This window comes from Salinarimonas rosea DSM 21201, from assembly GCF_000429045.1.
GTDB classification, from domain to species: Bacteria; Pseudomonadota; Alphaproteobacteria; order Rhizobiales; family Beijerinckiaceae; genus Salinarimonas; species Salinarimonas rosea.
The window spans coordinates 229103-246088 of sequence record NZ_AUBC01000010.1 but is presented as its reverse complement, the minus strand read 5'-3'; the positions used below and the strand labels follow the sequence as shown (position 1 = coordinate 246088).

12 protein-coding genes and 1 tRNA gene are annotated in these 16986 nt (G+C 72.1%); 3 read left to right on the top strand and 10 right to left on the bottom strand.

All coding sequences use genetic code 11. The annotated features are described in order from the left end of the window. Window positions 1–221: 221 nt before the first annotated feature. Complete coding sequence (locus tag G407_RS0108930) at window positions 222–1403, top strand: IS110 family RNA-guided transposase (RefSeq protein WP_029030530.1); 1182 nt, start codon at window positions 222–224, stop codon at window positions 1401–1403. 449 nt (window positions 1404–1852) lie between these two features. Here G407_RS0108930 and G407_RS0108925 read toward each other — a convergent pair whose 3' ends face one another. After that, window positions 1853–2152 (bottom strand): hypothetical protein, encoded by a 300-nt coding sequence (locus G407_RS0108925; RefSeq protein WP_156917523.1) that lies wholly within the window; start codon window positions 2150–2152, stop codon window positions 1853–1855. 486 nt (window positions 2153–2638) lie between these two features. Here G407_RS0108925 and G407_RS0108920 point away from each other — a divergent pair, with 486 nt between their 5' ends. After that, window positions 2639–2872: a hypothetical protein gene (locus tag G407_RS0108920; protein ID WP_029030528.1), complete on the top strand. Its 234-nt coding sequence runs from the start codon at window positions 2639–2641 to the stop codon at window positions 2870–2872. A gap of 1040 nt (window positions 2873–3912) precedes the next feature. Here the strand turns inward: G407_RS0108920 and G407_RS26675 are convergent. From G407_RS26675 to G407_RS0108875, 8 genes are all read right to left on the bottom strand, one after another. Then, window positions 3913–5853 (bottom strand): AAA family ATPase, encoded by a 1941-nt coding sequence (locus tag G407_RS26675; protein ID WP_043539276.1) that lies wholly within the window; start codon window positions 5851–5853, stop codon window positions 3913–3915. Further along, window positions 5850–6644: a hypothetical protein gene (locus tag G407_RS0108910; RefSeq protein ID WP_029030527.1), complete on the bottom strand. Its 795-nt coding sequence runs from the start codon at window positions 6642–6644 to the stop codon at window positions 5850–5852. Before G407_RS0108910 ends, G407_RS26675 begins: the two co-directional genes overlap by 4 nt. Window positions 6645–6783: 139 nt before the next feature. After that, window positions 6784–7179, bottom strand: a complete 396-nt coding sequence (locus G407_RS0108905; protein ID WP_029030526.1) for a hypothetical protein — start codon at window positions 7177–7179, stop codon at window positions 6784–6786. A 331-nt stretch (window positions 7180–7510) separates the two neighbouring features. Further along, window positions 7511–8947: a hypothetical protein gene (locus G407_RS0108900; protein ID WP_156917522.1), complete on the bottom strand. Its 1437-nt coding sequence runs from the start codon at window positions 8945–8947 to the stop codon at window positions 7511–7513. 63 nt (window positions 8948–9010) lie between these two features. Continuing rightward, window positions 9011–9787, bottom strand: a complete 777-nt coding sequence (locus tag G407_RS0108895; protein ID WP_156917521.1) for a hypothetical protein — start codon at window positions 9785–9787, stop codon at window positions 9011–9013. A gap of 1257 nt (window positions 9788–11044) precedes the next feature. Further along, window positions 11045–13201, bottom strand: coding sequence for a DUF6538 domain-containing protein (locus tag G407_RS0108885; RefSeq protein ID WP_029030523.1), 2157 nt, complete (start codon window positions 13199–13201; stop codon window positions 11045–11047). Between the two features lie 232 nt (window positions 13202–13433). Then, window positions 13434–15200 (bottom strand): DUF6538 domain-containing protein, encoded by a 1767-nt coding sequence (locus G407_RS0108880; protein WP_029030522.1) that lies wholly within the window; start codon window positions 15198–15200, stop codon window positions 13434–13436. A gap of 77 nt (window positions 15201–15277) precedes the next feature. Continuing rightward, a tRNA-Glu gene (locus G407_RS0108875) sits at window positions 15278–15353 on the bottom strand. 140 nt (window positions 15354–15493) lie between these two features. Here G407_RS0108875 and G407_RS26670 point away from each other — a divergent pair. Then, window positions 15494–16504 (top strand): RluA family pseudouridine synthase, encoded by a 1011-nt coding sequence (locus tag G407_RS26670; protein WP_052341141.1) that lies wholly within the window; start codon window positions 15494–15496, stop codon window positions 16502–16504. A gap of 12 nt (window positions 16505–16516) precedes the next feature. Here the strand turns inward: G407_RS26670 and G407_RS0108865 are convergent, their stop codons facing one another. After that, window positions 16517–16798 carry a hypothetical protein gene (locus G407_RS0108865; RefSeq protein WP_029030521.1) on the bottom strand — a complete coding sequence of 94 codons (282 nt, stop codon included), beginning with the start codon at window positions 16796–16798 and terminating at the stop codon, window positions 16517–16519. Between the last annotated feature and the right edge of the window lie 188 nt (window positions 16799–16986).

Here is a 16986-nt window from a genome sequence, read left to right as displayed (position 1 = left end):
GCCTTACCCAGTTGATGCGTTCCGGCCGCGACTCGGCCAGTCTGTCGGGACGCAGGCGATTTGGGCATGGTTATCACTCCGGCTGCCCTCGATGGCTCCGCCGGCTGCGCCACCCACATCGCCACCGGGGTTCGACTGCTGATTGCTCGATGCCGATCATGGCTCCGTAAGGCGATGCCGGCGAGACCCTGGATGCGGTTCGTCGACGTGGGGGAGGCGCCATGCGGATCTGTGTCGGTATCGACGTCGCCAAGGACGTCCATTGGGTTCATGCGGTCGATCAGGACGCGCGCGTCCTGATCGACCGCGCGGTTTCGAACGAGCAGGAGGCGCTCGAGGCGCTGGCCTCCGATCTCGTCGGCCTCGACGGCGAGGTGCGGGTCGGCCTCGACGTCACGGGCTCGATCGCCTGCTTCCTGGAGGCCGTGCTGATCGCCGCCGGCCTCGCGCTCGTCCACGTGCCCGGCATCGCGGTCAACCGCGCCGCCCAGGGTCATGCGGGCGGTGAGCGCAAGAGCGACCCGCGCGACGCGCGCGTCATCGCCGATCTCGTGCGCACCCGCGCCGACCTCCGGCCGATCCTGCCCGACGAGGAGACCACCGTCGCGATCCGGCTCCTCGTCTCCCGCCGCGGCGACCTCGTGCAGGACCAGACGCGACGCGTCTCGCGCCTGCGCCAGTTCCTCGCCTCGATCCACCCCGGCCTCGAGCGCAGCCTCGATCTCGGCGCCAAGGGGCCGCTCGTGCTGCTGACCCGCTTCGTCACGCCCGGCGAGATCCGCGCGGCCGGGAACGCCCGCATCGTCAAGCAGCTGCGCAAGACGCCGAGCCTGCGCGATCCCGAGCGCCTGGCCGAGATCGCTCTCTCCGCCGCCCGCGCGCAGACCATCGTCGTCCCGGGCGAGGCGACCCTCGCCCGGCTCGTGCGCGAGCTCGCCGTCGAGGCGCTGGCCGCACGCGAACGCATCGCCGAGATCGACAAGGAACTCGCAGCCCTCGTCGCCGCCCACCCTGACGGGGCCCTCATCCGAAGCCTGCCCGGAATGGGGGTCGTTCTCTCGGCGGAGTTCATCGCCGCGGCAGGCTCCATCGCCCGCTTCCGCTCGGCCGACGCCATGGCCTCGGCCGCAGGCCTCGCGCCAATCCTGCGGCAGTCCGGCAAGGCGCGCGCCCTCCGACGCGCCTTCGGCGGCGACAAGGCCCTCAAGCGCGTCTTCTACCAGAGCGCCTTCTGCGCCGTCGTCGCAAAGGACCCGACCTCCCGCGCCTACTACGACCGGAAGCGGCGCGAGGGACACAGGCATGTCCAGGCCCTCGTCGCCCTGGCGCGACGACGCGTGAACGTGCTCTGGGCCATCCTCAATCATCGCCAGCCCTTCGATCCGAGCTACAGAGCGGCTTGACATCGGCATTACTCAGCCGCGTGGTTGCCGACGCCGCCATCCACGCACCGACCTCCCTCCTGCCCGCAAACTATCACTCGGCTTCACCGCGGGCCCCCTGTGAAGCGTGACGGACGCCTGCTCGCGTAAGGTTTTCGCGTCCGGGACCCCACGCCGATCGGCGCGGGACCCCGGCGCCGATCCACAGCCCAGGCGATCCGAGCGAGTTTCGCGGCCACCGCGACCACGACGACGTTCGCGTGAGACCTTGCAATAAGTCGTCGCACCCAGTCGCCCATTGGGTCGGCTGTTTCATGAGCTGATCGCGCGTGCGGAGGAGCGGGCGGCCCGGCACCGCGCGCGACGCCGAGGCCGGCCGCGAATTCTCCACAGGGGGAGGGCCGCATCTGGCAGGGCCTGGGGGGCCGGGGCCAGGCGCGAATCGCATCGTCGCAGCGAGCCGAGGCCCATCAGCTCTCCGTGCGCACGCAGGTGAAGGGCCCGTAGACGCCCGCCCGCTCGCGGCAGCCCTGGCCGCAGGCGTAGTCGCCGTCGGCCCAGCCGGCCCGTGCGAGCGCCTCCCGCGCCGCCAACCTGCACTCCTCGAGTGATCGGAAGCTGCCGATCTCGACGACGCCGAGGACATTTCCCCGCTTCGGTTGCACGAAGCCGGTCCAGGCCTCCTCGCATCCCGGAAGAGCTGTCGCCGCCGCCAGCGCGACCGCGAGCATCACCCCTCTCACCATCCCGCCGTCCCTCTCGAGCAACATCGTCACCGGCACCCCCATCAAGCGCCGCCTCTGCAGCGTCGAGCAGGGACCGGCGCTACTCCTGTGGAATAGCAACGCTGGCGCCCGAGGGCCAGCCGTTCAGGCGCATGCTGGACGGGTCCGCATGGCGAGCGCCTGCAGCCCGCTGGCTTCGCCGCAGTCTCGATGAAGCTTCCCCTTTCGCCGTCGAGGCGCTCTCGTTCCCGGAGACCGGCGACCAACGTCGTCGCTACCGTACACGTCCTCGGCGGTCGACCGACCTCGATGCGGGCTTGCCGCGGCGCCGTCCCGACAGCTCCTCTGCGCAAAGGGCGGCGAGAAGCCGGGCGGCGGCGGCCTCGGCGCAACGAAGGGCGGCGCCGGCGATCCGCTGCAGCTCTCGCGCGGCCCGCGGCGCCGTCCTTTGCGAAGGCCCGTGGTCGCCTGGTGCCGGCAACGAGGTGATCGGTGAAGGTCGCTTAAGCGCAGAGGTGTAGCATCGCCGCCATGTCCACGCTTCGCGTCCGCTCCGCACCCGACCTGATCGCGCGCCTCTTCGAGGAGGCGCGCCGGGCCATGCTGTCGCGTAACGAGCGGGCGGTCGTGGACGAGGTCGCGCTCGCCGCGACCCTCCTCGCCGGCATGGACCCGGCGATGCGCCGCGCCGCGATTGCGGCCCTCGTCGAGCTCGAGCGCGCGGGCGACGAGGAGAGGCGAAAGGACGTGTTCCTCGTCGACTGACCCCGGGCGGCTGGCGTATGCGCCTCGAGGCAATCGCCGCCGATGCGAGCCTCGGCATCTCGCCTCGTCGCCGCGGTCCCGTGCACGTGCGATCCAGCACGACGCGCCGACGCGTTCCTCCCGGACGAGACCGCATTGTGCGGCCGCTTTCGATGCCTTTCTCCCGAGGCGAACGCCATCAGTGCGCGTGCGCCCGCTGAAAGGAAGTAGCGCCGAATCTGCGTCAGCAATCATACATGATAAAGGGGTCGCCGACCGAGCTCGGGATCTGCTGGAGGCCGAGGCCCGAATCGGCGGGGCCCGGGCAGCCTGTCGATAGCCCCGGCGAGCGCAGCTCTCCGCCTCTTGCGAAGCGGCGCCCCGACAAAGGTGGTTTTCGAAGGTCCCGGAACCCCCCCGTTACTTGGACACACAATAACGAATATCTTCGCTCTCGCAACGGATTTCCGGAAAACGGCCGGGCGAGGCCGACCGGCACGGGCGCGCGAGCGCGAGCGACGCCGGCGCAAGATCGAGAGGAATCGGCGTAACGTGGAGAGGAATCCGCGCCAGTTCGCAACGAATTTCCGCAATGCGCCTTAGGGTTGATCGCCGACCAGCGCGCTTGCGCCCGCCCTCCGGTCCTTTTCGGCCAGGCTCCCTTGCGCCCGCCGCCAGCGCCGCCTCCCCCTCCCCCTCGGCTCGCGATAACGCGTCGATAAGCGCTCTACGAAAGCCGGGCCGCGGTTCTCGAAGCGGCAGGGCGGCAGCCCGTCGAGGCGCGAGCCGCTGCCGGGATGCTCCCCGCGAACGCACGCGTCTCGGCCGCTCTCGCCGATGCCCGATGCAGATGGCGCCATGGCCTCGTCAGCCGCAGGCCTCTGCAGGCGGCCCCCCTTCCTCGTCGACCGGAACCCAGGACCGCCGGATCGCGCGGCCGTCCGACCGGCGTCGCCTCGGCTCTTCGGGTCCGAGACTTGGCGATCGGAGGCTCTCTGTCACGGGATGGGCGCGGGGCCGGCGGCGGGGGCAAGCACCGCGACCGACCCCGGCGCGACAGGCTATGGCACTGCGTCCGGCGTCGGCGGCTGCCGCCCCCCGCGGCGCCGCGCGCGAGCCTCAAGGGAGCGGATGAGCTGGGGCACCTCCGCTCCGGGAATGATCCGCCGCTCGAGAAGCGCGTCGGCAATCCCGTCGATCGCCGGGCGGCGCGCCTCGACGAGGCTCACGGCCGTCGTCCACAGCCGCTCGAGATCGCCCTCGACCGCCCCGCGGAGCTCGGCATCATACTCAAGCCGGCGTGCGACGCTCTCGTCGTCGGCGCATGCGAGAAGAGTCCGCCGCAGGCCCCACCGCGCGTGCGACGCGGCCAGGAGGCGCGTCGCGATGACGAGGTCCGCTGCCGCGCCGGCACACGGGCTCCCCGAGACGACGACGTCGACCGCCCGCCCCGCGAGCGCGATCGTCGCCTGCGCCTCGATCTCGGCGAGGGTCGGCATCGAGGACGCCGCGAGCGCCATGCGCCCCGCGGAGCCCTGCCTCTGAACGACGCTCACGTGATCGATCGGGTAGCCGAGAAGGGCCGCGGCGACGGCGTGCCCGGCCTCGTGCAGGGCGACACGGCGCAGCGTGGCGCCGTCCCGCTCGTCGGCGGGGCACAGCTCGGCGAGAAGGTCCGCAATCGCGATCGGGCGACCCGCGTCCCGGGCCCGCGCCCGGGCGCTGCGCACCATCGTCGCGATGTCCGCGCCCGAGCGGCCGAGGGCGAGCTGCGCGGGCCCGGCGAGGTCCACCTCCGGCAGGTCCTCTCCGAGATGGTGACGCAGGATGTCGGCCAGGGCCTCGCGGTCCGGCAAGCCGATCTCGATGTGACGGTCGAGGCGTCCGGCGCGGCGCAAGGCGCGATCCACAAGCTCCTCATGATTGCACGCGCCGATCAGCACGATGCCCGGCTCGCTGCTCGCACCATCCACTTCCGAAAGCAGCGCGGACCTGAACGACATCCAGAACGACTTGGAGCCGCCGGTTTCGCTGGCCGGATCCACGGCGGCGTCGATCTCGTCGGTGAAGAGGATGCAAGGTTTCAGCCGCCTCGCCTCGGCGAAGGTCGCGCGCATCCGCGCGATCGAATCGCCGAGATGACCGGCCCCCATCCACTCGCCGAAGGATGTCGCAACCAGAGGAAGGCCGGCGCTGCGCGCGAGCGACTGGACGAGAAGCGTCTTGCCGGTGCCGGGAGGGCCCGAGATCAAGGCGCCTCTGGGCAGGTCGGCGAGGCCGATCGCGCCGGCACGGTGGCGCGCGACCTCGCGCACCAGCTGCATGCCCCACTCTTTCGCATCGCCATAGCCGGCGAGCGTCTCGAGCAGGGGCGCTCCCTCCGACCGGGAGCGTGTGCGCTCCTCCGCCATGGCGATCAGGCGCGCCGCACAGGCGGCGCCGGTGGCGCCGCGCCGCACGCTGGCGGCGACGTCGAGGAGCTCGAGCCCGCCGAGGCGCGCGTCCGGAATGTCTCCGGGGTCCTCTCCGGTGACGTCGAGGATCACGGCGCGCAGATGGCGGCCTGCAATGGCCGGGAGCTGGACGCGGAGATCGGCCGCGCGCACGATCGCGGCCGGCAGCATCGCCCCGGGGTCCGGCGCGATCGCGAGAAGCGAGGTGCCCTCCCAGAGGCACCGGAGCAGTTCCAGATCGCTGTCGGAGCGTACCGCCGCCTCGCGCACGAGGATCTCGACGAGCGGGTCGATCGCCCCACGGGCGGCGAGCCGGCGTCGAATGTCCGTGCGCAGGAGGGCCCCCCAGCCCGGCCCCGGCGGGGAGATCACGACGCAGAGCGGCTCGCCGGCGCACAGGCGGTCGATCAGGTCGGTCGGCAAAGCGTCGTCGAGAAGCGCCCGGCAGAGCGCGTCCGGCACCGCTACGGGCGCGCCGTCGAGCTCCTGGTCGTGGGCTTCCTCGTCCTCGTAGGGATCGTAGAAATCGTCGGTGAGGTCCTCGATCATCGGGCCCCTCCCGAGCACGGCATGACGGGGGCGCTCGCGCGGCGCTCGACGGGGTACCAGTCGACGGTCCGGCCGCGCTGGCCGAACGCGAAGCGGCGCGCTGCGGACCGGCTGGGCATCGCGAGATCGCGGGTCAGGACGAAGGCGTGCTCGTCGATGGGCGCGAGGACGCCGACGTGAACCAGCTCGGTGCGGATCACGCGCACGCCCGGATCCGCGCATTCCGGCAAGACGCGCCGAACGTGGCTTCCGGCCTCGATCACGCAGCCATCCGGCGTCCGGCGGATCGTGGCCGTGAGGCCGCAGGTGGTGCCGCGAAGGCGCGCGCCGCCGCTCTCCAGATGCCCCCGCAGGATCGGCGGCCCCGGCCAGGGCGCCGCCAGGCGCGGAGCGACGTCGCCGAGGAGGACGACGGCGCTGGCCCAGATGGCGTGCAGACGCGCGTAACGGTCTTGCTCGAGCGGCGCGCCGTTGGGCAGGTCCACCAGAAGCGGGACACGATCCTCGAGGGCGCAGAAGATCATGCGCTCCAGCATGCGCGCCTCCTCCTCCGCAAACCCGCCCTGCAACGGCAGGATGGCGATGCGGGCCGGCGGCGGCGCGGCGCCGGACCAGGCGGTGCGGGTCGCCCGGACGCCCGGGGTCCTGCTCGATCCCGGCGACGCGGCGTCATCCCACAGGCCGATATAGGCAGCGGGGCTTCTCAGCATGGGGTGGTGGCGGAACTCGGCCGTGCAGGCGGGCGACGGCGCGATGACGATGCGCGCGAGGAGGCCGGGGCGCTGGATCACGTGAAGGCGCCGTCTCTCGGCGGCGCTGAGACGAAGGAAAGCGGACATTGAGACCCCTGTGACGAGCGAGCGACACGCCTTGCGGGTCCCCGCGAACCCGAGGTTCGCGGGGATGCGCGTCGGCGATTCGGCAGCGGCGTCAGGCGCGGCGCACCTGGAGCATGGCGTCGAAGGGGTCGTCCTCGTCGAGGACGACGAGGCCCGCCTTGGCGAGGGCCACGATCGTCGCGACCGGGCTCGGGCTCGCGGCGATCGCGCAGGCGAGGTCGCCGAGGGTGCGGCAGCCCCCCTCCTCCTCGAGCGCGCTGAGCACGGCGACGAGCTCGTCGGGGCACACGCCGGCGGGGATGCGGCCGTGGACCGAGGCGGCGCGCATGGCCGTGCACGTGGACTTGGCCGTGCACGTGGCCGCGGGCTCGCCGGCGGCGCAGGGGCCGGCGGCGGCGGCGTGGTCGAGGGCGGTGGACAGGGCCGAGGCGGCGACGCGCGCCGGCTTGCGCGTGGGCGCGCAGATGCTATCGGTGGAAACAACCATCGTGAAACTCCCTATACCGGAGTCGATCGATGGCCAGGCTGCCGGACGGGACTGCGACCCTGTTCGGCGGCCGCCCCTGCGACAAGGCGGACGCCGGTCCCGATTGCCTGGCCGGCTGCGGCGGAAAATCCTCCGCCGTCCTCCGAGGTAGGACACCGGCCCCGGGGCTGCCAGAGGCGCCTCGCGCCTGGTTGCCCGATTGGTTAACGAGCCGTGAGGCGCCGATGCCGTTCGCCGCCGTGCCGGGTGAACAGACGCCGAACACCTCGGAACCGGGCCGGCGAGCCTGATGCGCGGGGCGGGCCCCGGCGCCCCGCCCATCCTGCATCGGCTATTTCCGCCCGGACGCGACCTTGCGCCCGGACGCGACCTTGCGCCCGAACGCGACCTTGCGGGCGAGCGACCACCGGCCGGAGCGGGTCGTGAGCGCCTCACCGGCGTCGCGGACGAGCTGCGCCAGCGCGGCATCGTTGGCGAGCTCGAGCACGCTCGCGAGCAGCTCCCGATCGGCGGCGAGGCGGGCGAGGAGGCTCGGGTGGCGGGCGAGAAGATCGAGGCAGCCCGTGCGGACCTCGACGGGCAGCCGCGCGAGGCCCGGCATCTGCCGCCAGACGGCGCCGTCGCGCAGGAGCGCCAGAACGGCCTCGAGCTCCTCGGCGCCGGGCCCGTCGAGCCGCGCCGCGATCTCGCGGACGAGATCGCCCGGCAGGCTCGAGACGAGCCGTGCCGCGCGATCCCCGTCCATCGCCTGCACGGCCTGCTGGAAGTCCGGATCGCGACGCCAGCGCAGCAACACGGAACCCGCGATGCCGGACACGGCCCTCCCGCCTTGCCGTCCGCTCGCGCCGCCCTCGAGGCGCGCGCCCGGCTCGGTCCGCGCCGCGTCGGCGGTCGCGAACCAGCCGAGCAGCGCCCGCGCCTCGGGAAGGACCGCGAGCGTCGCGAGCACATCCGCGAGATCCGGCGCCTCGACGGTCCGGGAGAGAACCGCCGGCGCCCTGCGCGCCAGATTCAGGGCTCCCCACCTCACCGGGCCATCGAGGGCGCAGAACGAGTCGATGTCGCGGGGCAGGCTCGGGCTCTCCGGCACGCGCGCGAGCGCGGTCCGGAGGGGCGCGCCGTCCGGCCCCAGCAGCGTCTCCACCGCGAGCGCGGTCTCGGCATCGATCCGGGCGCCCTCCGGCGCCTGCTCCTCGGTCTCGTCGAGCGCCCGGCAAACACGGCGATAGCCCTCGTCCGTCTGGTAGCGCGCAACCATGCGCAGGAGAACGGGATCATGCGCCGCTGCGAGCAGGCTCGTGCGCTCCGCGGCGGCGAGCTCGCAGAAGGCCGCGAGGTGCATCGTGAGCTCGGGATCGCCCAGTGCGCGGCGCGTCACGGTGGCGAGGTTGTCGTTTGCCGGGCGGGAGAGCTCGACGGCGAGGCTGCGGCGCGGCTCGGTCAGGACCTGCCAGGCGTCGTCGTCCGCGGTGAGCGCTGCGACGGCGTCCAGGTACTCGGTGCTCCCGCCCATCCCTGCGGCGATGGCGCGCAAGATCTCCTTCGGCTTCTCGCCTTCGGGCGCGAAGAGGTTGACCTGCTCGAGCCCCTTGCTCCTCTTGGTATCACGGTACCTGTTCTGGCGCGATTCCTTCATCTTGCGCCCGGGCTTTTCGCCTTCCTTGCGGAAGACATAAGCTTCGATGCGCTCCAGCCCGCCCTCGACCAAATCCTGATGACCCAGGCGCTTCGCGTCCTCGCGCGCCTCGACCTCGCTGTCCAAAGCCATCTCCGCCTCCCCTGCTGCGTAGCGGATGTATGGGCGCAACGGCCGGAAGATCAGGGCTTGGCGTCACTCGTCACGGCAAGTTGTCGAGGGATGGCTAATCGAGTCGGACCGAACAAGCGCGAAGGCGACGCAACGTCGGATGCGAGCCGTCGCGCACGCGGTTCGGGATCCGGCGGAATGCACGGGCTTGGGATGCTCGCGGGCCTCAAATGCTCGCGGGCTTCGAATGCTCGCGGGCCTGGGATGCGAACTGGTGACGGCGGCGGGAGGCGTCGACGCTCCGGCGTCACTAGTGACGTCACTAGTGACGGGGCCCGGGGCCGTCGACGCGCCGGCGTCCGGCACCGCGGCGGCCGGGAGAACGGCCGAGGGCCGCGCCTCGGGCGCGCCGGCCGGGGCAGGCACCGCGGCGGCGACGTGCGCGCCGATCTCGCCGCGCCACAGCGGCCGCTGCGCCTCGATGATCTCGATGAGGCCCTCGACGAAGAGCGGCAGCGCCTGCCGGACCTCGGCGCGCCCGGTCTCGTCGCTCGGCGCGAGCACCGATTGGGCGAACCCGGCGAGCGGCTCCAGGATCTCCCGGCGCGCCTGCGGCTGGCCCGACAAAGCCGCCTCGGCCCGGGCGCGGGGCCCGTCCGGGTCGAGCTCGAGGGCGGCGCGCAGCAGCGCGTCGAGCTCGAAGCCGGGATGGTCGTCCGGGCCGGCGGCGCAGGCGTCGAGCCGGTCGCGCTCGCGGCCCTCCAGGATGGCGAGCCCGTCCTCGCGCAGGCGCTCGGCCGTGCGCCGCACGGCCTCCTGCTTCCACAGCGCGATCGCCTCGCGCACGACCTTCTCGTTCATGCCCGCCAGCCTCGTAAACAGCCGATAGGCCTCGGCCCTGAGCCGGCGCGCCTGGCGCGCGGCGACGGCGTGGGGGACCGAACCGATTCGTACCCGAAGCTGGCTCGAAGCGCCGCTCGGCGCAAGCGCTTTCGGCAGGCGCAGGCGAAAGCGCCAGGCGCCGTCGTGCCGCTCGAGATGGGCGACGCGCCCGCGCCGGACCGGTCTCGCCGCGCCGTGGCGGCCGTCGCGCCGAGAGACGCCGTGCGCGGTGTCGTGCGAGATGTCGCCTGCGCTGTCCGCTTCGGCCGTCCGCCCGCTCGGTCTCGTGTCCGTGTGCCCGCTCATGTGCCCCGTCCGTGTGCCAGGAAGGGGAAGACGCCCCGGCGAGATCGCCGAAAGCCTTGCGGAGCAACGGGTCGAGGGGAGTTTGGCTGGGGGACCTGGATTCCCGTCGCGCCTGAAGGTCTTGCTCCGATGATGCCGGACGCAGCCGGTCCACGGCTCCGACAGCCAAGGCCCCTCTGATCACGCGGGCGCCCGCGGCGATCGCCTCTGCGGCGCCGCGCCGACGTCGGCCCCGCGCCGGGAGCAACGAGATCCGGAATTTCCCGCCCTGTGCCGGCGGCATGGATCCGCCCGGCGTCAGCCGGAATCGACGCGCCCCACTCGATGGCAGCGCGCCGGTTGTGAGACCGTCGGCGCGCCTCGAGGCCGTCGGGCAGGTCGCCGAGGCCCTGATCGCGCTTCGCATCCTGTCGGGAGCGGAGGTCGCCGGGCTCGTCGCCGCGGCGGCCCCGTCGGCCTCGCGCGGCTCCTGAGACCATCGGCGGGCGTCTCGCGATCCCGGGGGGCGATTGCCCGTTCGGCGCCGTGCGTCCGGCCCGCGGCTCGGGAGAGGCCGGATTGCTTCCCGGGGCCGTCTCGTCCTCGGCGAGAGGTTCGCCGCGCCCGCGCTTGTCGCACTTTCGCGGCGGCGCGCGCGGGCTCGGCGGCCGAGGCCCGAGCGCGGGCGTGGTGCGCGCGGCGACGCGCGCTCGCATGCCTGGAGCAGCGAACGGTCGACGGCGGGCGGCCGACGAGCCTCGCGGCGGCGCGCAGGTCCCGCCGGGCATCGCGGGCGCCACCTTCGCTCCTCGCCTTGTCCGAGAGCCGGTTTCACGGAGGATCGCCGTCACTAGTGACGAACTAGTTCGCGGCGATGGCCGCACGGCGACGACGCGCCGGTCCGGTGAGGCGCGAGCGGCCGGGCGCGCCAGGGCGGCGGCCGCGGCAGCCTCAGGCCCGGCGGGACGGCCGCACGGCGCGCGACGCCCGCGACCAGGGGGCGACCTCGCCCTTCTCCACCCAGGGCAGCAGCGTGATCGGCCGCGGCTCGAGGTGGGCGGTGACCACGGGAAGCTTGGCGAGGGCCTCGAGCTGCAGGCCGAGCTCGGCCGCGTCGCAATAGCGCTCCGTGGTCTCGTCGGCGCCGCCGTGGCCGAGGAGGTCGGCCCGGATCTCGGCCGCGACCCGGCGCTGCTTGAGGACGTTGCCGAACAGATGGCGCGCCTGGTGCGGGGTGATGCCGGCGCGGCGGAAGGCCGGCGCCAGCTCGTCGTAGAGCCGCTCGCCGAGCGGACTACGCGTGCTCGGCGAGTACAGATCCGGAAACAGCCGCTCGTGCCCGTGCGCCGCGATCGCGGCGGCATAGTCGAGAAGCCCGAGCCGGACGAGCTCGGGATGCAGCGCCAGCGTGCGCTCGGACTGGAGGTTCTTCAGGCCGCGAAACGCGTTGGGCCGCACCATGACGTGCGGCGGCATGCCGTCCTCGACGACGAGGTCGGCCACGGCGAGGCCGCAATATTCCTCCCGGCGCATGCCCTGGTAATAGGCGAGCATCGGCCCGAAATACGCCGCGCGGTGGAAGATCCGCTCGCCGGGTGCGTCCGGGGTGCGCCAGTCGCCGCAGCCGACGAAGACGGGCGAGGCGAAGAAGGCCTCGGCCTGCGCGAGCTTGGGCTTTTCCCGCTGGTCGCGCCCGCGCTTCTTCTGGACGACGCGGAAGGCGCCCGGATTGACCTCGGGCCCAGGTCCGTGCCCGGCGCGGCGGGCGCTGGCGACGAGCTGGCCGAGGAAGGTCAGGTGTCGGTTGCGGGTCCCCGGCTCGAGCCCGCGCTTCTCGACGGGCTTGGCGCGGGAGATGCGCCTGATCTCGGCGATGCTGCGCGCGGCGTCGCGCCCGCTCTTGCCGAAATCCCGGTGGACCTCGCGCAGGAAGGCGTCGAAGCGGTCGAGGTGCTCCTGGCGCAGGGCCGTCATCGAGACGATCCCCTCCGTCTCCGCCAGGAAACGGGCGAACAGCGCGAAGATCATGCGCGCTTGGCGCTGCGTCTTGGCGTTCCAGCGCTTGTCCTGGACGTTCCTCGAGACGAGGCTCTCGCCGACCCGGCTGATCTCGCCCTCCCCGGCCTCGGAGCGCGCCGCCGGGGCGGATTCCGGCGCCGAGGCCGTCGTCGAAGGCGTCCCCGCGGCAGCCGCGGCCTGCGCGGGTGCGGGCGGCCGCAGAACAGGCGCCGAGACCGGGACCGCTGCCTGCTCGGGTCGGCGCTGCGCCGCTCCCGGGGCGGAAGCGGCGGCCGGCTCGGGCACGGCGACGGGCGCGGACGCAACCGGCGGCGCGGGCTCGGGAGCGGCCGGCGCGGGCACCGGAACGGGCGCAGTCATGGCCGACGCGGCATGGCTGCGCGCGAGCGCGTCGGCGAGATCCTGGGCGAAGTGATCGGCGAGATCGGCCGGGTCGGAGGGATCGCGGTCGTGGCGCTCGCGCGCACCGAGCAGCGCCTGGGCGATCGCCCGCAGGTAGATCGGCTCGGCGCGCGCGACATTGCCGGGGGTGGGCTCGGCGCCGACGGCGCCGAGAAGCTCGGCGAGCCGCGCCCTGGAGGCGCCGGCGAGACCCGCCTCCTGGAGCGCCGCGAGCGCGGCGGCGCCGGCCTTGATGGCCGCCGGCGCGTGGCCCTCGGCGGCGAGCTGCGCACGCAGGTCGGGGGTGAGCCGCGCGTCGGGGCCGAGCCGCGCGTTGGGGCCGAGCCGGGCCATGGCGCGGTAGGCGATGCCGAGCGCCTCCTCCTCCTCGCGCACCCGCTCGGACAGGGTGCCGTCCTGGCGCTCGAGGGCGCAGAGCGTCTCGAGCTTGCGCCGGTGCGCCTCGAGGGCGCGGGCGAACACGCCTGCGAGCTGCTCCCTGGTGACGACCGCCGGATCGGCCTGCCTGAACACGATCTGCGCCTCCGCATCGAGCTGGGCGGCGAGGTAGCGCGCCTCGCCCGGCTCCTTGGTCCTGAGCGACAAGCGTAGCTGGATTCGCCCGTGCGCGCGAGCGAAGGCCGGCGGCAGGCGCCGGCGCCAATGATAGACCGCCCCGCGGCGCTCGAGGTTGACCCAAAGCCCCATCTCGCCGATCCTCCCTGTGCGGGGAGGTTGCGGGGCTCGATACAGGCCCGTGTCCCACCCCCGTGTCCCGGTCCTGTGCCCCACTTGGGGCACGACGTACCCAGCTGGCGGATTTCGCCTGCTGGCTAAGGGACTTGGGTGGATTTGGCTGGGGCGCCAGGAACCCCAATCTAGCCCCAATCACGCCACGCAGCCACGTGAGTGGCAAAGGCTTCCTTATCGAGCGCCCTCCTCAACCAGTCCCCCAGCACTGCACGCCGCCTAGGAACGGCCAATCAAGGCATTGGATCGCCTCGTTCAACGTGAGAATCGGGACCGGCTTCGGTTTCTTTTTGGTGCCGTAGCGACCCGTCATCCCGCTGTCGGAGTGGCCCATCAAGGCCTTCTTCACGTCCTCGCCGTAGCCGGCTTCCCCCAGCATGTCCTGGAACGCATGCCGAAAGGAATAGAGGCTGACACCATCCTCCGCGATCCCGAACTCCTTCGCGCTGATGTCCGCCCAAAACGATGAAAAGTAACCGGAGATACGGGTCAGATCGGCACCCAGCTCGTTCATAGCGCTCCAGAGGAACGTCTGGCCGCTCGCCTCCGCACGTCGCACCAGATCGGAAAGTCCCAGGTCGAAGAGCTCTTTTCGAATCGGAACCCACCGCTTTCGCGCGAAAGTCTTGACCGACCGCCCTCCCGCGTTCGTGACGACGAAGCAGAGCACGTCCTTGTGCGCCTCATGAGGCTGGATCGTAGCGGGGCCGAGTTGCAGGATCTCGGAGCTGATCATGCCATGGCAACACGCGATCAGAGGCAACCAGAACTGGAGCTCGCCGCAGGCTTTCGTGCGATCGAAACGATAGCCGTTGGTGAAAACGGCATGCTTGAAGATCCGGGCGAGCTGATCGCCCGAATAGGGCTCACGGCTATTCTCATCCTCCGGAAGAGGTAGAAAGATATCGGTCCCGATGCCTCTGTCGAGCCAAGACGCGTGGACCGCTGTGTCGATCAAGGTCGTGATAAAGCCGACCTTCTTGTTGATCGTAGCAGCTGCGAACTTTGCAGACGATTCCAGATGATCGCGGTAACGGATCACATCCCGTCGCGTAATCAAGCCCGCGTCATCAACGCCGGTGAGAGCAGAGAATGCAGCAACGCTGGAACGCATCTCGGCCAAGTAGGACGCGCGCACGCTTTTCTTCGCCACCCTCCGGCGCTGGATCCATTTTTGGACGCAGTCCTCCATCGATTTGCCGATGCCTTGCCTCGCTTCGACGTGAAGCGGATTGCTTGCGGAAAATTCCGTCGCCGCAGCTGGTCGCTCAGACCGCCACGGGCCCTTCACCGTATCGGGATGGGGGTTGCCAATCCCTCCCTTCCGCGCCTCGCGCAGGAGAAACAGATCGAGAAACGCGAGTTCGGCGGCGTGGCACGCGGCCAAGAAGCGCTCGTAGTACGGGCTGCTGCGGTCGAGGGAGACGCCCAGCCGAGCGACGTAGCGCTGCAGGAAGCCGAGCCGCTCCTCGGCGTAGCCGGCCGACGTCAGCGCCTCGAGCAGCCGACGACGATCGATGTGCTCACGCGCGATTGCGTTATCTCGCCAGGGGATGTCGCGAGGATCGGCGCTCGGCCCGAAGAGACGGCCGGGTGCGCTCGCGCAACGGGCCCGCCAATCCTCCTCGGCGAGCGTCAGCTCGAGCCAGCGTGCGAGCGCCTCCCAATCCGCCCAAGCCCAGTTTGCCGTCGAGAGCGTCGGCCGATCTTCACCAGGTGCGATCGGTGCCGCGCCCAGCTTTTCGCGCTCCAGGGCAAAGCGATGATCCCAGTCCCGGTCGAGCGCCACCGCCTTCTCTCGGGCGATGCGCTCGTTGCGAGTGCCGAGAGATTTCTGCACGCGAGCAAAGTCGAATGCGCAGCGCACGTCCTCGGGGACACGTCGCACGTACTGGTAGACGCCGTTGCGCCTTGTCACATGGTTCGAGATGGGCACGTCAGCCGCCATGTTATGCATGATGTTATGCATCGGACCGGCAATCAAGCCGGTACGGCGGGCTGAAAGGCTTTGTGCTTAGGAGAATCTCGCTGCCGTGGCGCTCCCTAGGGGACTCGAACCCCTGTTTTCGCCGTGAGAGGGCGACGTCCTGGGCCACTAGACGAAGGGAGCTGGCCGGCGCGAGGCCGTTCGTATATCCAGGCCCCGCGGGCGGCACAAGCCCCCCCGCGTCGAATTTCGAAAAAATCTCGGGCCGCGGGTCCGGAAGGCGAGGACGCTTGGTTCAGGACGACATCGAGATCGCGGACGACATCGCCGAGGAGGGCGCGGCGGGCGAGGAGCGGCGCGCGCACGGGCACGCGGGGCCGACCGAGCGGCTCGACCGGGTGCTCGCCCGCGCCTTCCCCGATCTCTCGCGGGCGCGGGTGCAGGACCTGATCCGCGCCGGCAACGCCAGCCTCGACGGGCGGCCGGTGGCGAATCCCTCCGCCAAGGTGGCGGACGGCGCGGCGCTCGCCCTCGTCGTGCCGCCTCCCCTCCCGGCGGAGCCGGAGCCGGAGGCGATCCCGCTCGCGATCGTCCACGAGGACGACGACCTCGTCGTCGTCGACAAGCCGGCGGGCCTCGTCGTGCATCCGGCCGCCGGCCACGAGACCGGCACGCTCGTCAACGCGCTCCTCGCCCATTGCGGGGAGAGCCTGTCGGGCATCGGCGGCGTGCGGCGTCCGGGCATCGTGCACCGCCTCGACAAGGACACGTCGGGCCTCCTCGTCGTGGCGAAGAACGACGCCGCGCACAAGGCGCTCGCCGCCCAGTTCGCCGACCACGGCCGCACCGGGCCGCTCGAGCGCGAATACGTCGCGATCGTCTGGGGCGCGCCGGGGCGGCCCTACGGCACGGTCGACGCGCCGATCGGGAGGAGCACGATCAACCGCGAAAAGATGGCCGTCGTCGCCGCCGGGAAGGGCCGCGAGGCGATCACGCACTGGGAGGTCGAGGAGACCTATCCGGGCGCCGACGGGACGCCGCTCGCGACGCGGGTGCGCTGCGCACTGGAGACCGGGCGCACGCACCAGATCCGCGTGCACATGGCGCATGCGGGCCACCCGCTGCTCGGCGACGCGCTCTACGGCGCGGGCTTCCGCACCAAGGCCGCGCGGCTCTCGCACGCCGCGCGCGAGGCGCTCGCCGCGCTCGACCGCCAGGCGCTCCACGCCGCCGTGCTCGGCTTCGCGCATCCGCGCACCGGCGAGACCCTGCGCTTCGAGAGCGCGCTCCCCGACGACCTCGCCCGGCTGGTGGCGGCGCTCGCGGCCGGGTGAGCGCCCGCGCCCTCAATCGGCCGTCGGCAGCCGGCGCATGGTGAACTCGATCAGCCCGTCGTCGAGGACGCGCCAGCTCTCGACGCGCGTCATGTAGGCGGCCTTCGGGTAGCGGGCGAACCAGTCCCGGGCCGTCTCGCGCGCCTGCTCGCGCGGCAGGCGATAGGTCTGCCGCGCGAAGGCGTCGCCGTAGACGACGCCCGCGCCGGCCTCGCCCCGCTCGCCGGCACGCTCCGCCGCCCGCGCGCCGAAGCGCCGGGCGAGATCGGCGGGGGTGCGCGGCGTGCGCGCCATGGGCGTCGCCTCCTGCTGCCATTCGAGAGCACCTGAAAATGTAGGAGCCGGCAGCGGAAGAGTCGAATCGCGCCCGGCGGATCGGGCTCCGCGACGCCGGGCCCGTGCGCGGGCGCGACGGAAGCGTTTTTTCCTCGCTGGCTCGCCACCCTAGGAACAGCTCCCACCTTTTCGCGTTGCCGAGCGGA

Excerpts from the sequence above, each read along its gene's own strand:
- G407_RS26675 (WP_043539276.1), bottom strand. The coding sequence starts at position 5,853 with ATGATCGAGGACCTCACCGACGATTTCTACGATCCCTACGAGGACGAG.
- G407_RS0108925 (WP_156917523.1), bottom strand. The coding sequence starts at position 2,152 with ATGTTGCTCGAGAGGGACGGCGGGATGGTGAGAGGGGTGATGCTCGCG.
- G407_RS0108920 (WP_029030528.1), top strand. The coding sequence starts at position 2,639 with ATGTCCACGCTTCGCGTCCGCTCCGCACCCGACCTGATCGCGCGCCTC.
- G407_RS0108885 (WP_029030523.1), bottom strand. The coding sequence starts at position 13,201 with ATGGGGCTTTGGGTCAACCTCGAGCGCCGCGGGGCGGTCTATCATTGG.
- G407_RS0108880 (WP_029030522.1), bottom strand. The coding sequence starts at position 15,200 with ATGCATAACATGGCGGCTGACGTGCCCATCTCGAACCATGTGACAAGG.
- G407_RS0108900 (WP_156917522.1), bottom strand. The coding sequence starts at position 8,947 with ATGGCTTTGGACAGCGAGGTCGAGGCGCGCGAGGACGCGAAGCGCCTG.
- G407_RS0108905 (WP_029030526.1), bottom strand. The coding sequence starts at position 7,179 with ATGGTTGTTTCCACCGATAGCATCTGCGCGCCCACGCGCAAGCCGGCG.
- G407_RS0108895 (WP_156917521.1), bottom strand. The coding sequence starts at position 9,787 with ATGAACGAGAAGGTCGTGCGCGAGGCGATCGCGCTGTGGAAGCAGGAG.
- G407_RS0108865 (WP_029030521.1), bottom strand. The coding sequence starts at position 16,798 with ATGGCGCGCACGCCGCGCACCCCCGCCGATCTCGCCCGGCGCTTCGGC.
- G407_RS0108930 (WP_029030530.1), top strand. The coding sequence starts at position 222 with ATGCGGATCTGTGTCGGTATCGACGTCGCCAAGGACGTCCATTGGGTT.